The organism is Bradyrhizobium erythrophlei, assembly GCF_900129505.1.
Lineage (GTDB): Bacteria > Pseudomonadota > Alphaproteobacteria > Rhizobiales > Xanthobacteraceae > Bradyrhizobium > Bradyrhizobium erythrophlei_D.
The window spans coordinates 8,630,025-8,645,686 of record NZ_LT670818.1; the positions used below are offsets into that span (position 1 = coordinate 8,630,025).

Genomic DNA, 15,662 nt, shown 5'->3' on the forward strand with positions numbered 1-15,662 from the left:
ACGATCTCAGTCAGCGGCTGCAGGCAGATAGTTCAAGTGCCGAGCCAAGGGTCCGATGAAGTCCGCAATTTCAACCGCTAGCTTCCGCCCCCCCGAAGGCATCAGATGACCTTCATCGACGAAATCGGTCGGTGTGAGATTTCGCCCGGCAACAACTGTATTGTATCCCTGGTCCACGAACGCGACAGATGCGTCCTGGATCTGCAATGACATTCCCGATCGGATCCTCTCGGGCAATCGAGCCAGAGTCCTCGGATTTGTCGGGAGAAACACCCCGACGATCTTACTGCGATCTTTCTCCGAAAAGCCAAGATCGAAGCTCTTGCTGACGGCCTCTTTAACGCTTGGCAAAACCTTCGGTTCTTCGCTGGAGGCATCTAAAATACCGGAGACGGCCGATATTGTTCGGGCGACTATCAAGTCGGCGCGGTCGTTATCGCCCGCAATTCGCTGCTGAATGACACCGATGTTTGGATCATCAATGTCTTTGTATTCTTTCCGGGCACTGAACGGATAAGGAAGATTGTCGATCGTCCAATCTGGCGAGATCAATCTATACGAAATCTCGTTCTTCAATGAAGACACAAAGCTAAGGCTGTCAAAGAACCCGGTAAGATGCATGGCCAGACCGGCGAACGTTCGAATTTCCCTGCGCCGCTCTCGGCTTGCTGCCTCGGCTTCTTTTGGTGACAGATCAAAAAGCCCCTTATAATACGCATCCCAGAAAATATATTTGTAAATTTCCAGGCCGTCGACTCTATCGAACCCGCGTGGATCTACCGTGCCGACATAAATTATCCTTGGATAGATTTTGACCAATATGCGAAAGGCGACCCCGGCGAACGACTCCATCCCGCCCTGATCAACCGCAAGATTAACGACCGAGTACGCACTGCCCAAACTGTCTTGCAGATGTTTCGTCCAGAGCTCATTTTGATTTTGAGCGGTACCGCGAAAGACGGAGTTCCCGCCGACCAAAACCAGAATCTTGTCTCGTGGAGCAAGCTCAAGCGTGGTTCGTACAAGCTGACTTGCGGTCGGATAGTACTGGGTTTGCGGCTGTATCGGCAGGATGAATCGAACAAAGCTATCAAAGTGGGAGTATCGGGCGACAACTCTTCCGGCAATCATGCATGCGGCGGTGAAGATGAAGAAGGCGCATATTAGAGATATCGCTCCCCTCGATATCCCGCGATGACTCTCAGTTTTCACGACGGATATTTCCCACCATTGAATTGACGATTGGCGCTGGTACGCTCGCACAAGGGACGGAGAACGCCCATCGACAGCCACTTTGGGCATAAACGGATGCTTTGACCTTCTATTATTTGGAATGACGAAGGTCAACGGAGCCCCGGTCGAAACCGCTCCTCAGAAAAGCAGATCGCCAATCCAGGCGCCACAAGGCGGTCAATGGCCACCTCGCCAGAGCAATGGCGCGGCCGCCTTCTACCGAAGCGACCTGGTTGTTGTCGCTGATCGCCCAGCATCCGCATCTGACGTTTGGACGAAGCGATTACGGCGATGGCCCGCATGATGTGATGGCCGGTGGACATTCCGGTGTTGTAGGCGTCCAGAAACTTCGGGTCCGAAGTCCCTTGAACCAACACCAGCGGCCCTCTGGCCGCTTTTTTGGAGCATACATGACCGATCTAGCGCTACTCAGCGAGTAGATTTAATCCGATTTGCTGATCAATTCCGGTAGGGGCAATCAACCACCCGGTCGATCCAGCCTAACTTGGCTGGATACACACCGATTCGAGCCCGATCCCCAGAAGTCGTGTATCCGCACTGAACGCCGGTTCACACGCGGCAAAAAAGATGCTTGCGTCAGGATAGGGAACAGTCCTTAGGATCCGCCAGCGCCTAAGCCCGAGGAAGATCGAGCCGATTTCGCCGAAAGTCACTCCATGGGCACAGATATCCTGCGCAAGCTGGAGGCACGTCTCGGGCCCCTCCACGCGAGACAACGATTGGGGATCGAGACCGACCACGAAGCCCAAGTTTTCGGCCAGGGCCTTACATTTTTTCATCTGGAGAATTGGTACTCTGCGCCAGCGGTCATTCGAATTGCACTAAAGCTAATGGGCCTCTACTGGCGCGCACGCCAGAACGCCGAACGTATTCTTGTTAAGCGAAACGACGTCAGGTTTGCCGAACTGCCGCCGGCTTTTGACGGCTTCACCATTCTGCACATCAGCGATCTGCATGTGGACATGAATGAGGTCGCCATGCAGCATCTGATCGAACTCGTCCGCGGCATGCAATACGATCTATGCGTTCTGACCGGCGATTATCGCGGGAAGACGTTCGGGCCCTTCGAGGCAACTTTGGATGGCGTGGCAAAAGTGCGGGCTCAGCTCCAGGGATCGATCTACGGTGTGCTCGGCAACCACGATTCAATTCAAATGGTTCCGGCGATGGAAGCCATGGGTATTCGGATGCTGCTAAACGAATGCGAAGTGATTGTGCGTGGCGATCAGCGAATCTATCTGGCCGGAATTGACGATGCGCACTTTTATAGAGTCGACAATATCGAAAAGGCTGCGTTGCCGATTCCTGATGGCGCGTTCTCCATAATATTATCCCATACTCCGGAAGTTTATCGACAGGCCGCACATGCCGATTTCAACCTGATGCTAAGCGGACATACGCACGGTGGTCAGATCTGCCTGCCCGGATCCATTCCGATCAAGCTAGAGGCGGTGTTACCCCGACGAATGGGGGCCGGAGCTTGGAAATATCACAACATGACGGGCTATACCTCGGTGGGTGCCGGATCGAGCGTCCTTCCGGTGCGCCTAAACTGTCCGCCCGAAATCACGTTGCATTGTCTTCGGTGCGGGCGGTGAGAAACCTCGATTGTTCGAGGTCCGTCCGGCACGGCCTCGACTAGTACCTCGGCACAGTGATTATGACTCTTTGAACGTGACGGGATAGGCGCGGCCCATTTTGGCGCGGGCCTTGTCGGTTGTGAACATCCATTTGATGCGGGCGCCGGCGGCGTTTCGTTGTTTCTCCCATGGGGCGATTTCGCCGATGAGACGCTTGGTCGTCGATTCTGCGATCCAGGCACTGGCTGCGGAGCACGCCGATCTCGATCTCGACCATGTTGAGCCAACTGGCATGCTTGGGGGTGTAGTGGAACTCGAGGCGCCGCAGAATTCGCCGGGCTTCGGCGGGCGCGAATGCCTCATGGAGGGCGCCGGCCGAATGGGTCGACAGGTTGTCCTGCACGACCCGGATGCAGGCGGCATCGGGATAATGGACATCGACGAGTTCGCGCACGCATTGGGCGTAATCCTCGCCGTCCGCCGCTCGGTGACCTTGACCTTGCGCCAGGGCCGATGCACGTCAACACAGACGAACAGATTGACGGTGCCGTTGCGGCGATACTCGCAATCGTAACGTTCGAGCTGACCCGGCTCGGCCGGGATCGGCTGGCGCACCTCGCCGATCAACTGGACCGGGCTCTCGTCGAAGCAGACCACCGGCCGGTCGGGATCGGGCGCTTCGGCATAGAGGTCGAGCACGTCTTCCATGCGGGCGACATATTCGCCATCGACCTTTGGAATGCACCACATATCCCCGCGCCAGGGCTTGAGACCGTTTTCGGCCAGCCGCCGGCGCACCGTCTCGGCCGACAGGCTCTCGTGGTCGGTGAGCTTGACCATGGCGTCGGCCAGCAGTTCCAGCGTCCAGCGGGCGCGACCCGCGGGAGGGTTTGGCAAGCCGTTGCCACCAGCAAGGCTTCTTCCTTGCCGGTGAGCTTGCGCTCCGCCCCAGGATGCGGATCCTCGCTCAGCGCCCGTTCCAGATTGCCCTCCACGAAGCGCCGCTTGGTCCGGTACACGGTGGAGCCACCCACCGCCACCGTGTGCGCAATCTTCATCGCTGCGGCCGGCATCGGCCGCCAACAATATCTGGGCGCGCTTGAGTTTGCGGGCGGCTCGTTTGCCCTTGCTCAACATTGCGGTGAGTTCACAGCGTTCGGCTTGGCTCAATTCGACCCGATAACGTACATTCATCTCGACCTCCTTGTCGGAGGACCGGACGAATCGACAAATGAATCGAAAATCAGGCGCCGCTCGCAGCCTCAGCGCTCAACACTTCACGGAAAAGCAAGGCCAGTACCTGGCCTTCATCTATACCTACTCGCACATGTTTCCGGCGCCCACCCGCCGAGGCAGACATGCAGCGCCACTTTGAAGTCAGCCCACCCTCGGTCCACCAGATGCTCGTGACGCTCGAACGAAATGGCCTCATTCGGCGTCAACCCGGCGTCGCCCGAAGCATCCAAATCCTCGTTGCTACCAAAAACCTGCCCATCCTAGATTGGCTCAAAATCAACCAATCATAATCAGTGTGCCGAGGTATTAGCAGCAGCCCGCATTTTACGTTGATCGAAATCCTTATATTGCGTGTCTTTAGGCGGCTTTACGCGGTGGATTGTGTGGGCTAGCTTATTAAGCTGTTGGATTAAGGGAGATGCGCCAAAATGCTAGACCAGACTCCCGCCGACAAGCTCGACCAAATTCCTCTTTGGAAGCTACGCGAAAGCCCAGCGCTAGTCGAAGCGGCGATCCGAGAAACACAGGCCCTCGCCGCTAACGATGAGTCAGCTAGGTCTTTGCTTCACAGCATTTTTCTGGGTGCAGATCGCGACGCCGAATTTGCACGCTATTTTAAAACACGGGACTTCGCCGCTTCCATGCGCCTGCTCAAATTGTTCGATGTTAAACCGATTGATAGAATCGTCGAAGTCGGAGCCGGGTCGTGCTTTTTCTCTTGGTCACTCTCATGCGCCGGTTTCAACATCGAAGTTGTCGAGCCGAGCGGTGAACACGTCACGGGAACCGGTTATCTGCGAAGTCGCTCTGATGCCGACCAAGTTCGGATACACAATGACTTGGACGTTTGGCTTTCTGAGAACGGACAGTACGATGTTCTAATTACGAAGAATTGCCTCCACCATTTCCGCCCGATCGGATTCGGCCTCGCCTCACTCAGAAGGCGATTAAAAAATGAAGGGCTGTTCTTCTCCTTTCGTGAATATTACGCAGACAATGCACGGGAAGTCGCCGAGGCGGTCGGCGGCCACCCTCTTGCGGTGCGCTATGGGCTTTACGAGTGGCCCTATCCTGCTCATCACTACGTCGAAAGTGCAGAGTTAGCAGGATTTAAACTAATTGGCATCGTGCCTGACGGATACGACGGCAACTGCCTCGCTGGGTTCAACGAACTTGGCGATCCGGATCCAGCGGGAACGGAAAAGTTTGACCGTCATCTTGTGCGGCAGCCTCAAGAAACAGTCATTGCATTTTGGGAGGAAGTTAAGCGAAATCGGTTCGAAGGTGGTTGCGAGCGGAAATATACGCGCCCGCAAGTCATGATTTTCCGTAAGGCCGCTATTAGCCCCTAATTTTCTGACGATTTAGAATGCTATGTCCGAAATTGCACTTGGTTCGTTGACTTTGGCGAATGTTGCGTCGCTTGTCCGGATGAGAAGAACTCGGCCGGTATCCATGGCCTACCACACTGGCGTCGGTGTGTTCGCCATTGTCCGCAGTAAAACAAATCCGGGCCATTCGGACCAAATGGCGACGATGGCGTCCATCTCGATGCGGTCGGAACTCTATATCCCCTGAACTTGATATCGTCGGATTTGCGCCCGCTTCGGACCACTGTTGCAAAGTCATCGCTCCCCGGACTTCCCTAAAAAAAGCCGACAAAACAATGTACTTAGGCGTTCGACGTGGGTTTTTGCCTTGAAAGGGGCGGCGTTCTCACTTATGGCTTGGCCGTATGACGTCCAAGATCCACCTTAGCAAGCGCGCATTGGTAACTGGCGGCGCTGGTCAGGACGGCTGGTACCTAGTCGGCCTGTTGCTGGAGCGCGGGTATCAGGTGTTTGCCCATTCCAGGCGCAGGGTTGATCTCAGCCTGCACGGCGGCCGTGTTTCTTGGTACACCGGCGATCTTACTAACGACGTCTTCCTGAATGAAATCCTGGCGGCGTCCGCACCCGACGAGATCTATAATCTCGCAGCTGTGTCGCGCCCCGCACTATCTTGGGACATTCCGATCGAGACCGCAGTGCTAAACGGTCTGGTTCCGCAGCGCATCTGCGAATTCATACGCCGCAAAATGCCCGCGACGCGCCTGTTTCAGGCAACGTCGTCAGAAATTTACGGAGACGGCCCGCCCCAACTGCAAGACGAGCGAACCAAGATCAACCCGAAATCTCCCTATGGAATATCGAAAGCCTACGCACACCAGACCATCGGCGCCTATCGTCAGCAGTATGGGCTGCACTTGTCCTCTGGCATCCTGTTCAACCATGAAAGTCCCCGCCGACCCCTCAATTTTGTATCTCAGAAGATTGCTCATGCCGTAGCGGCGATTTCGCTCGGCTTGAGAGAAACGCGCGAGCTGGACGAACGCGGCAACCCTATTCTATCAGATGGTAAGCTTTATCTTGGCGATTTGAACGTTCGTCGGGATTTTGGATTTGCCGGCGATTTCGTCGAAGCTATGCACCTCATCGTTCAAAGCGAGTTGCCATCCGACTATGCTGTCGGAACAGGACAAACGCATTCGATCGCTGAGTTCTGCGAAACCGCCTTCAAGGTCGGGGGGCTCGACTGGACCAGATACGTCGTGGTCGACCAAAGACTTCTACGCAAGGTCGACAGCCACTTCACGCAAGCGGACACGTCAAAGCTTCGATCTCAAATAGGCTGGCGGCCCAAGGTCCAATTTCCGGAGCTAGTTAAAATGATGGTCGAAGAAAGGATGCGGATTTTAGAGGTTTCGCTGTTGACGCAAGATAAGAGTCGCTAGCTATGTTCTGCGCGGTGAGATTTCGGACAGCAGATTGCGGATACTCAAAGGTCCGATAGAGCCATCAGATGCATATTCATTTTGATATATCCCCAACCGGATTGAGTAAGGTCGGCTGGCGATACCTCCGCGAAGCGGTGATAAACACGATGATCGCCGTCACTCGGCAAAACGTGCGGCTCAAGCTAAGGGTTAGTTTCGATGTCCAAAGATAACACGATCTTCGTTGCAGGTCACGGTGGCATGGTCGGCTCTGCGATCGTGCGCAAGCTAAAGGAGCGCGGCTATACTAACATCGTGACGCGTACCCGCGCTGAAGTCGACCTCGTTCAGCAAGCCGCCGTCAGGGAGTTCTTTCTGAAAGAGCGCATCGACCAAGTCTATTTGGCAGCGGCGAAGGTCGGCGGCATTCTGGCTAACAATACATATCCGGCGGAATACATCTATCAGAACCTGATGATCGAAGCCAACGTGATTCACGCGGCGTGGCAGGCCGGCGTCAAGAAATTACTGTTCCTTGGTTCGAGCTGCATCTATCCTCGCCTTGCGCCGCAACCGATGGCAGAGGATGCGCTTCTCACTGGCTTACTCGAACCTACCAACGAACCGTATGCCATCGCCAAGATTGCTGGCGTGAAACTCTGCGAATCTTACAATCGGCAATATGGCACTGACTACCGCAGCGTTATGCCCACCAACCTTTACGGCCCTGGAGACAATTATCATTCCGAGAACAGCCACGTTATCCCCGGTCTGATCCGGCGATTTCATGAAGCCAAGCAAAGCAGCGCGCCGGAGGTTGCGATATGGGGAACCGGCGCGCCGATGCGCGAATTTCTCTATGTCGACGATATGGCCGAGGCCTGCCTGCATATTATGGAGCTCGATTCAGAAACGTACGCCCACAATACAGAGCCGATGCTATCGCACATTAACATCGGTACTGGCGAGGACCTCGCCATTCGCGATCTTGCCGTAACCATTGGCGAAGTGATCGGCTACGGTGGACGGATCGCTTTCGACACCAGCAAGCCTGACGGAACCCCGCGCAAGCTGATGGACGTCCGACGTATGCAAAGTCTCGGGTGGCGTCCGCAGGTTGGCCTTCGCGACGGTCTCACCCTAGCCTACCGCGATTTCCTCGCGAGCCTGAGACGCTGATGACTGCGCCAATCGTTACGATAGCGGTCCCTTCATTTAACCAGGGCCGTTTTCTCGAGCAGGCGCTGACGTCGATTTTCGAACAGGACCTTGCAGTTGAGGTTTTCGTGGCCGACGGAGGCTCGACCGACGATTCACTCGACATCATTCGTCGGCAGTCGCACCGCCTGACAGGTTGGCGAAGCCACATCGATCAAGGTCAAGCCGCCGCGATTAATGAGTGTATCGCCAATGGTCGGGCGCCATACGTTTGTTGGCTCAACAGCGACGACTGCTTGCTAAATGGGGGACTACAACGCCTTGTCAACGCGCTTGAGCTCAAACCGACGGCTCCAGCAGCCTACGGCAAAGTTTGGAACTACGTCGAGGCCACCAACACGAGGCTTCCGGTATGGGTGGAGCGGTTCAGCGAACGTAGCCTTGCGCTGCGCTGCATTGTATCACAGCCGGGCACCCTTGTCAGACGGAGCGCATGGGAGGCCGTGGGCGGCCTCGATGAACACCTCCGCATGGCCATCGACTACGATCTGTGGTGGCGGCTTTACAAGAGGTTTGCACCGCTGGAGTTCGTGGACGAATTTGTCGCACTCAATCGGGATCATATTGATACCAAAACCAACACCCAACGACAGCTGCACTATCGAGAAGCTATCCAGATCGTAAGAAGACACCATGGACGAGTGCCTCTCAAATGGTGGGTAGCGCAACCCTACGCGGTATGGTGGAAATCAGCGAAAAATACATTTGGCAAATTCTGAGTTGGGCACTACAGATCCGTCGTGCCGCTTGCCATTGGGCAATTTCTGTTTTGATGGGGCAGCAGTGAACCAGTCCGCAATGCCGACGATGGTAGTGCTTTAAGTCTCCCTGCTATGACGACTGCTCTCGGAGCCTAAAATGTCTAGGAAAGCTCGGGCTGACTCGATGATGCTTCCTCGCAACGCCTCTCGCGATGTATTTTCGCGCTCGATATCAGGTCCGGGAGCAAGCCGACTGTCTGCCTGGGAAACGGCTGCAGCCAACGAGATATGATCTTGTGCTGAAAAGAAAATTGCGCCGTCGTCGACCTGTTCCCGATGAAGTGAAATATCCGAGACAATCAGTGGCCGGCCAAGAGCGCGTGCATCTTCGATTACCGTACTCCACCCCTCGAAGAGAGACGGCTGAATAATCGCACAGGCCCGACGAAACAGCTCAAATTGCAGCGCACGCGGCAGGACGCCGAGCAGGCGCAAGTTTCGACCGAGATTGAGTTCTGCGATAAGCGAAAGCAAGTGGCGCTGATGGGAATCCGGCTCCAAACTGAGGTCGCTTCCGGTACAAACAAAGGTTATGTCATGCCCGTCGTCCAGCAATCGACGCAAAGCTCGGAACAGAGTTACATGATTTTTGTGTGGCCAGAATTGATTCGGCGTGTAGTAGAAGCGTTGCGGCAGATCAAGAGCCGCATACTCACCGGTATCGCCAATGAGGGGCTCCGGATCGGGGGCGGCATGGAAATGCCAGACGTGGCTTCGACAGTGTCGCTCAGGGTAAAAGCGATGAAGATGGGATTCTGCATCGCGGCTGCTGAAAACTATGGGCACACTGCGCTTCGCCAACGCAATTATGTCGCGATCGCGAGCCAGTAGCTCCTCTGCCTTAAAGTATTTCGGCCAGAACCGATGCTGGAAATCTGGAATCCAGAATATGGGGCGAGGAACGGTTGCGAGGCCCCAGGACGGATACAGGACTGGAAACGTCCAGTCGACCTTGGCAAAAAGCTTGCGTTGTGGGTTTTGGTCGTTGTGTATGCCGCGATGGGTCTGAAGGTAGCGGTCAAGCAGCGGCTTCAGAAGGAGCGACTGCCCTGCCCCATTAAATATGCCGATCACAGAATTGCATTGAAACAGAGCGGCAACTAGTTCGTTCAGGCTGGGGTTATTCTGCACATCATCCATCACAACGACGACGAGGCGGGGTCGTTGTGACTTCGGCAAGGAAGCCATGATTCGCCCGAAATTAAGCAAATAGATCTGGCCTCCAAGCCAACCGCGCAGATATGGTAATATGGGCACGCAAATGAGCTGACGTTCCGGCTTGACGGGTTTCAAATGCGCGACGGTCGGAAAAATTGAGAGGAAAGTGGCGGCCGTGATGGCAGCTGGATATCCAGGGCTGAGCTTCAGTGCGCGATCAAATGAACATCGAGCCTCTTCGACGTGTCCAACTTCTAAAGCTGCGACTCCGCGACCATACTCAGCTTCGACAAAGTCAGGAACTATATCTAGAACCTTGCGGTAGATTCCTAGAGCGTCGGTCGCCGAGCCATTTGCTAAAGTCCACTCCGCCAGCCGGAGCCCCGCTTCCGGAAATTCGGGATTGATATCGAACGCCCGACGGAAGGATTCGAGCGCCTCAACTTCAAGTCCCAAGCGAGCCTCAGCCTTGCCACGGCTCAAATACGCTTCGGCAAAATCCGGCGCAATTTCAAGTGCCCGGCCATATAATTCGAAAGCTGCAGCCTCATCGTCATCAACAAGCGCCAGCTCCGCCAATTTTAAAGCAGCCTCGGGATTCGGCGGCTCTGCGTTCAGTGCACGATGCAAGGCGTGCGACGCCTCGGCGGTGCGACCGAGCTGCAGCGCCGCGACGCCCCATAGAAAGGAGGCTTCTGAAATGAAGAACCCGCTATCGATTGCGCATTGAAACAGATCAAGAGCAGCAGCGAACTCCCGACGCTGGATTGCCTCTTTACCCGAGCGCAGATTTGCTGCGGCTTCATCGATCCGCTTCGCGTTTTCGATCCGCAGAGTTTCTTCGGCCTCATCGATCCGCTTCACGTTTTCGATCTCGTGACGGGTGAATGACCGAATATACGATACAAGATGAATTCCAAGCAAACGGCGGGTGAGCTCCTTCAATTGCGAGAGCATCGCGTGTCAGCTTTCAGCGCCTTGACGGTTTTTTGGTACACGAGCTTCCCCTTAATTTACTCAATCTCAGCTTATCCAATTCCTAGCACGCAGCTCACGGCTAGCCTCCATGGCGGATCCAATACGCATAGTCAGCTAGACCTTGGTCAAGAGATACCCGGGCAATCTGGCCGAATTCAGAGAGCCGTCGAACGTCCGCCTGTTGATGCATCGGATCTCCAGGTCTAGATATTCCGGTAAACGAAATCTCGGCATTAGATTCCATTGCGGAAACCAATTTTGACGCGAGAACCATTGTGGGCGTCGCGCGGCCAGTCCCAATGTTGAATGTTCCCAACGCCGTCTCGCATTGTGCAAGTGTTACCACCATGGTAGCTGCGTCGACCACATGAATGAAATCTCGGCTCTCACTGCCCGTCCCTCCAAGCGTTATAGCTGATTGCCCGGATAACAAACGTTGCGCAATATCCCACAGAAGTAATTTCTTCTGCCATGGACCATATACGGAAAAAAATCTCGCAACGATCAATTGCATTCCGTAAATTTGCGCCCGCTCGCGACACATGTCTTCCGTTAGCATCTTGGTCTTGCCGTATTCGGAGATCGGATTAACGGGTGCGCTCTCGGAGATTGCTCCCTCGGACACCATTCCATAAACTGCCGCGCTCGAAGGATATATAAGTCGCGTCGCTGGGCAAAGCTGGCCCAACACTTCGGTCAATAGCTCGGCCGATCCAAATGTGCGCTCGTAATCCGCTGTCGGATTGTCGGCAGCCTGGCCCACCGAGCCGCTGCCAATTGCATGGAAAACTACAGCGGGCGCGCCGAAACGCCGATGAGCCCTCTTAAGCATTTGAGGCTCGAAATCTCCGACTTCGATCGCTGCAAACCCCCATTCGACGGCTGACGCCAGCGCAATAGGCCGACGCGAAAACCCCGTAACCTTGAAACCATCGCGATTTAACTGCCTTGCGACGTAACGACCAAGAAAACTCGTAGCCCCAGTCACCCACGCGACGGGGGATTCCAACTTGACATCCATATTCGACATTCCCTTAAGCAAGTCGGAAAACGGCACCCGCTAGTTTACCGCTCAATACTCCAACAATTAGCCCGTCTTATTCGCCAGAGGGCGCCTGACAGGCTGGCGAGGTGGTGTAAAGTGCTGATGCGGCGTAGGATTCGGTTTGCGAAGCCAACCCCATCGTTTTCCACCGCAAAACGCCACACCCACCATGACCGATGATACGATGCTGCCATTCTCGTTTCCAGCGGTTCACGGCAGGAAACAGCCGCCCCGGATGACGCTCGTTTGACCTCCAACCGGGCGGGATGGCTGACCGGCGTCTAGGTTTGGCCGACAATTTGGCCTTGGTGTTCCCGGACCGCTCCGCTATCCCGACTAGGGTCGTTGCTTAGCCTGTCGATATTTCTGCGCGCGCATGTTCGCAATCTGCTGCGGCGACGAGGATGCCGACGACCTCAATCACCTGCGGTCCGATCCCGCATTCAAGCCGGCCTTCGGACGACTGCCGGATACGGGTCGCGTTCTGTGTTCCCACGGACGCTGTCGAGCCTGTAGAACGCTCCGCGCCTGCGCAACGTGATCCGCCTGACCTGCACTTTTGCCGACACATGGACGGATAACTGAGCCGGCATTCGTCGCGCTCCGTGGCGGTCGTGCTGCACCGGCAACAACCCCAGGCGCTGGCGAGGTGCGCGCCCATCTTCGCCGCGTGATACGGCACATTGGGACGTGGCAAGACGCGAATTACGTTCCGTGGCGACGGGCACTATGCCAGGGCGGAGAAGATGACGTGGTGCGGCAACGGCTTCGACTACATCTTCGGTCTGTCCGGTACCAAGCCTCTCGCGAGAAAATTCGACGACGACATCCGCACGCTACGCGCCATCGACAACCTGACTGTTCTGCGCGGCTAAACCGAGACCCACCACAAGGCAAAGTAGGATCGCTTTCGACCTTGACTTTCGCTTCGTCGTCACCAGCGTGGCGATGCTGCGCTGGTCACAGGAGCACGGCATCGCATGGCACTACATCGCGCCCGGAAAGCCGCAACAAAATGCCTTCGTCGCGAGCTTCAACGGCCGGCTGCAGGACGAATGCCTCAACGAGACGCTGTTCACGTCCCTTGCCCATGCCCGCGAAGACTTGGCAGTCTGGAAGGACGATTACAATACGGTGAGACCTCATAGCGGTCTCGGCAATCTCGTACCGTCGATCTAAGTCCGGACCGAACCTATTCCGATGGGGGTTGCTTTTGTAAAGCGATACGATGGAGAGTCTTCAATGAAGTACTCTTAAACATTCAAATAATTTTCGCGGGATCAACGACGTTGACTTTTGGGTGGACATCGATTCCTAGCTCTAGAAAAGCGAGGGAACGGCTAGAAACTTCGCCATCCGATCTGGACTTGCAGCTGCTTATTCTGAGTCGAAACGCCAAGGCGACTATCAATATTTCCTCACCGCACAACCAACTCCGTACCCGCAATCCGCATAAGTGAAAGCTGAGTATCTTGGATCCGAAGCTACGACCTCGTGCCATACCTTTCCGAGTTCGGGATGTATGGGATGACAAACATCATCAAAAACGATCGCTCCCCCGATTTTGAGTCGCGGCAGGACGTCGCAAAGATCTTGAACAGCTCCCTCTAGAGTGTGATCACCGTCGACAGTAATGAGGTCAAAGCTTTCGCCAGGATTGCGAGCAAAGTACAGGGGCACAGTAACGTGGCTATCGCCATCAATAAACTTCATATCGCCACAATGCCCGATGCGCTTGAGCTCTTGCCTGACGAAATCCGGACCCGGATTTTCCATCCCAGCGTAGCCCTCGACCCACATATCGAACATGACCAGCTCACATTCGGGGTTCGCTGAAACGACAGCTGCAACGCTGCGACCGCGGCGCACCCCAATCTCGAGGTAACGCTTTGGCGCGAGCAAGTCGGCAAGACATGACAACACGGTCACTATGTCCGCGTAGCGCCAATTTCTTCCGAAGCGGCTTAACCCATCAGAAAAAAACTGAATCAGAAATGCCGTGTAATCGTCGGGCGTCAGACGGCGCATCAGCTCGATACCGCGCTCAACGTAATTTTGGCTAAACAAGTGAGCCTCAACCGTTTGCGCACCAATCAGCACCGGCGGATACCATTGAGTTTGGCCCGACGGCACGATGTGCGAGACCGCCTTGACCGTCTCAACGGCGGCGCCATACGCCGGCCGCGAATAGGTCCGCGACCCGCTCGTATCAATCGACCTAGCTTCCTTTAAGAAGAACCTTCGCACGCCCGCCAGCTCCGTATGTTAAACTGCATGCAAAATCCTAACACGTTAAGTCCATTCGGGCCACTACAGTGAGTTGTTTTCGACGATAGATCGAACGTCTTTTATCTTCACAATTCAGACAATTATCCGTCAAGGCCGGACTGGATCAAGCGCACAGACGGATGTTCACCCTGGCGTCAGGCAATCAAAGCTCGAAACCCGCGGCGATCGCGTCCTCGGCGAACATCTTCACTGTCTCCAGTGAATAGTCGTCGAGATTCTTGCCCACCAAAGAAAGCTTCTTCAAAATATCGTTCGTTACGGTAATGACCTGACATCCGATCGAATCCGCGTGAAATATATTCAACAGCTCGCGGGGGCTCGCCCAAATAAGCTCTGACGCCGGCGCCACCCTCAGAAGTTCTACGGCGGCGGCCATCATCGGCAGCGGATCCAGACCCGTATCGGCGACCCGACCCGCGAACACCGAAACATAGCTCGGCACATTCGGATCGAGCGCGGACACGACGTCACGAACCTGGGTCAACGTCATCAACGCCGTCACGTTCAGCTTGACCTTCTTGGCGGCCAGCTTTTCGATCAGTTTGTAGCTGGTTTGGCGCTTGGTATTCATCACAGGGATCTTGACGTAGACATTCTTGCCCCAGCTCGCGATCTCTAGCGCCTGACGCTCCATGTCCGCGAACTCGTCAGAGAATACTTCGAGCGATATCGGTCTGTCCGGAATGGCTTTCAGAATATCGAGCGCGAAGGCCTTGTAGTCGGTGATCCCTGCCTTGCGCATCAAGGTCGGATTGGTCGTCAGACCTTTTACGAATGGCTTTGCATACATCTCCAACATGCCCGCCTTGTCGGCGCCGTCGGCGAAGATCTTGACGCTGAGGTCTTCAACTTTTTTCATGTTCGCTCTCGCTCTCTATGATTGTCAGAGCTTCAAGTGTCGAAGAAACTCTGTAGTCGTATTGGGTGGGCGGCGGTTCTCGGTAGGCACGGTCGATGAAGATCGTCCGACTGCCCGCGGCGATACCTGCCTCGATATCACTGCGCCGGTCGCCAACCATGTAGCTGCGCTCCAGATCGACATCGTACTCGGCGGCGCCCGCGATTAGCATTCCCGGCCGTGGTTTCCTGCAATCACAGCCGTCATTGTTGTCGTGGAAACAAACCATGAAGCGATCGATCGCCGGAATCTCGCGCGCAATCAGGCCGTTGATGCCTTCAACTGTTTCCCTAGGCGTCGTACCGCGCGCCACATCGGGCTGGTTAGTGACGACGATCAGGACGAACCCACGCTCTTTCAGACGCTGAAGTCGTTCGTGCAGCCCTGCATAGACCTCGACATCCTCAACCCGCGCTGGAGGGTAAGACTTACCCTCGCGAATCACCGGACGATTCAGCACGCCGTCACGATCAAGAAAGATCGCCCTCAT

Annotated in this window: 12 protein-coding genes and 3 pseudogenes; 8 read left to right on the forward strand and 7 right to left on the reverse strand. The window is 55.4% G+C overall.

Going from position 1 to position 15,662, the window contains the following annotated elements:
• Positions 1-6: 6 nt before the first annotated feature.
• A complete protein-coding gene (locus B5525_RS40840) occupies positions 7-1,212 on the reverse strand; it encodes a hypothetical protein (RefSeq protein WP_154073737.1) in 1,206 nt (401 codons plus the stop codon).
• A gap of 698 nt (positions 1,213-1,910) precedes the next feature.
• Between B5525_RS40840 and B5525_RS40845 the strand changes: the two genes are divergently transcribed.
• Positions 1,911-2,852 (forward strand): metallophosphoesterase, encoded by a 942-nt coding sequence (locus B5525_RS40845; protein WP_079571955.1) that lies wholly within the window; start codon positions 1,911-1,913, stop codon positions 2,850-2,852.
• A gap of 60 nt (positions 2,853-2,912) precedes the next feature.
• On the opposite strand, the pseudogene B5525_RS40850 reads toward B5525_RS40845, so the two are convergent.
• Positions 2,913-4,028 (reverse strand): annotated as a pseudogene (locus tag B5525_RS40850) (IS630 family transposase).
• A 164-nt stretch (positions 4,029-4,192) separates the two neighbouring features.
• On the opposite strand from B5525_RS40850, the gene B5525_RS48125 reads away from it, so the two are divergent.
• The 5 genes from B5525_RS48125 (at position 4,193) to B5525_RS40875 (ending at position 8,762) form a co-directional block, all read left to right on the forward strand.
• Positions 4,193-4,360, forward strand: a complete 168-nt coding sequence (locus B5525_RS48125; RefSeq protein WP_425305241.1) for a helix-turn-helix domain-containing protein — start codon at positions 4,193-4,195, stop codon at positions 4,358-4,360.
• A 138-nt stretch (positions 4,361-4,498) separates the two neighbouring features.
• Positions 4,499-5,422, forward strand: coding sequence for a class I SAM-dependent methyltransferase (locus tag B5525_RS40860; protein WP_079571956.1), 924 nt, complete (start codon positions 4,499-4,501; stop codon positions 5,420-5,422).
• Between the two features lie 383 nt (positions 5,423-5,805).
• The gene (locus B5525_RS40865; protein WP_079571958.1) at positions 5,806-6,843 is read left to right on the forward strand and encodes a GDP-mannose 4,6-dehydratase; all 1,038 of its coding nucleotides are present in this window, start codon (positions 5,806-5,808) and stop codon (positions 6,841-6,843) included.
• Between the two features lie 201 nt (positions 6,844-7,044).
• Entirely contained in the window at positions 7,045-8,004 is a 960-nt protein-coding gene (gene fcl, locus B5525_RS40870; RefSeq protein WP_079571959.1) for a GDP-L-fucose synthase, read from the forward strand.
• Entirely contained in the window at positions 8,004-8,762 is a 759-nt protein-coding gene (locus B5525_RS40875; RefSeq protein ID WP_079571961.1) for a glycosyltransferase, read from the forward strand. Before fcl ends, B5525_RS40875 begins: the two co-directional genes overlap by 1 nt.
• 99 nt (positions 8,763-8,861) lie before the next feature.
• Here the strand turns inward: B5525_RS40875 and B5525_RS40880 are convergent, their stop codons facing one another.
• Together B5525_RS40880 and B5525_RS40885 are read right to left on the reverse strand one after the other, a co-directional pair.
• Entirely contained in the window at positions 8,862-10,919 is a 2,058-nt protein-coding gene (locus B5525_RS40880; RefSeq protein WP_079571962.1) for a tetratricopeptide repeat protein, read from the reverse strand.
• A 100-nt stretch (positions 10,920-11,019) separates the two neighbouring features.
• Positions 11,020-11,961: an NAD-dependent epimerase/dehydratase family protein gene (locus tag B5525_RS40885; RefSeq protein ID WP_172900079.1), complete on the reverse strand. Its 942-nt coding sequence runs from the start codon at positions 11,959-11,961 to the stop codon at positions 11,020-11,022.
• A gap of 193 nt (positions 11,962-12,154) precedes the next feature.
• Here B5525_RS40885 and B5525_RS40890 point away from each other — a divergent pair.
• Both B5525_RS40890 and B5525_RS40895 read left to right on the forward strand, forming a co-directional pair.
• Positions 12,155-12,857 (forward strand): annotated as a pseudogene (locus B5525_RS40890) (transposase); the annotation flags it as partial.
• A gap of 64 nt (positions 12,858-12,921) precedes the next feature.
• A pseudogene (locus B5525_RS40895) lies at positions 12,922-13,164 on the forward strand (integrase core domain-containing protein); the annotation flags it as partial.
• Positions 13,165-13,392: 228 nt separating this feature from the next.
• On the opposite strand, the gene B5525_RS40900 reads toward B5525_RS40895, so the two are convergent.
• The 3 genes from B5525_RS40900 to B5525_RS40910 all read right to left on the reverse strand — a co-directional run bounded on the left by B5525_RS40900 (position 13,393) and on the right by B5525_RS40910 (position 15,662).
• A complete protein-coding gene (locus B5525_RS40900) occupies positions 13,393-14,232 on the reverse strand; it encodes a class I SAM-dependent methyltransferase (protein ID WP_244567752.1) in 840 nt (279 codons plus the stop codon).
• 184 nt (positions 14,233-14,416) lie between these two features.
• On the reverse strand, positions 14,417-15,064 hold the full coding sequence (locus B5525_RS40905; protein ID WP_244568128.1) for a transaldolase: 648 nt from the start codon (positions 15,062-15,064) through the stop codon (positions 14,417-14,419).
• Positions 15,065-15,119: 55 nt separating this feature from the next.
• Complete coding sequence (locus tag B5525_RS40910; RefSeq protein ID WP_197687889.1) at positions 15,120-15,662, reverse strand: D-glycero-alpha-D-manno-heptose-1,7-bisphosphate 7-phosphatase; 543 nt, start codon at positions 15,660-15,662, stop codon at positions 15,120-15,122.

Coding starts and splice junctions, on each gene's coding strand:
- fcl (WP_079571959.1), top strand. CDS start 7,045: ATGTCCAAAGATAACACGATCTTCGTTGCAGGTCACGGTGGCATGGTC.
- B5525_RS40860 (WP_079571956.1), top strand. CDS start 4,499: ATGCTAGACCAGACTCCCGCCGACAAGCTCGACCAAATTCCTCTTTGG.
- B5525_RS40880 (WP_079571962.1), bottom strand. CDS start 10,919: ATGCTCTCGCAATTGAAGGAGCTCACCCGCCGTTTGCTTGGAATTCAT.
- B5525_RS40845 (WP_079571955.1), top strand. CDS start 1,911: ATGGGCACAGATATCCTGCGCAAGCTGGAGGCACGTCTCGGGCCCCTC.
- B5525_RS40865 (WP_079571958.1), top strand. CDS start 5,806: ATGACGTCCAAGATCCACCTTAGCAAGCGCGCATTGGTAACTGGCGGC.
- B5525_RS40910 (WP_197687889.1), bottom strand. CDS start 15,662: ATGAGGGCGATCTTTCTTGATCGTGACGGCGTGCTGAATCGTCCGGTG.
- B5525_RS40875 (WP_079571961.1), top strand. CDS start 8,004: ATGACTGCGCCAATCGTTACGATAGCGGTCCCTTCATTTAACCAGGGC.
- B5525_RS40885 (WP_172900079.1), bottom strand. CDS start 11,961: ATGGATGTCAAGTTGGAATCCCCCGTCGCGTGGGTGACTGGGGCTACG.
- B5525_RS40905 (WP_244568128.1), bottom strand. CDS start 15,064: ATGTATGCAAAGCCATTCGTAAAAGGTCTGACGACCAATCCGACCTTG.
- B5525_RS48125 (WP_425305241.1), top strand. CDS start 4,193: ATGCAGCGCCACTTTGAAGTCAGCCCACCCTCGGTCCACCAGATGCTC.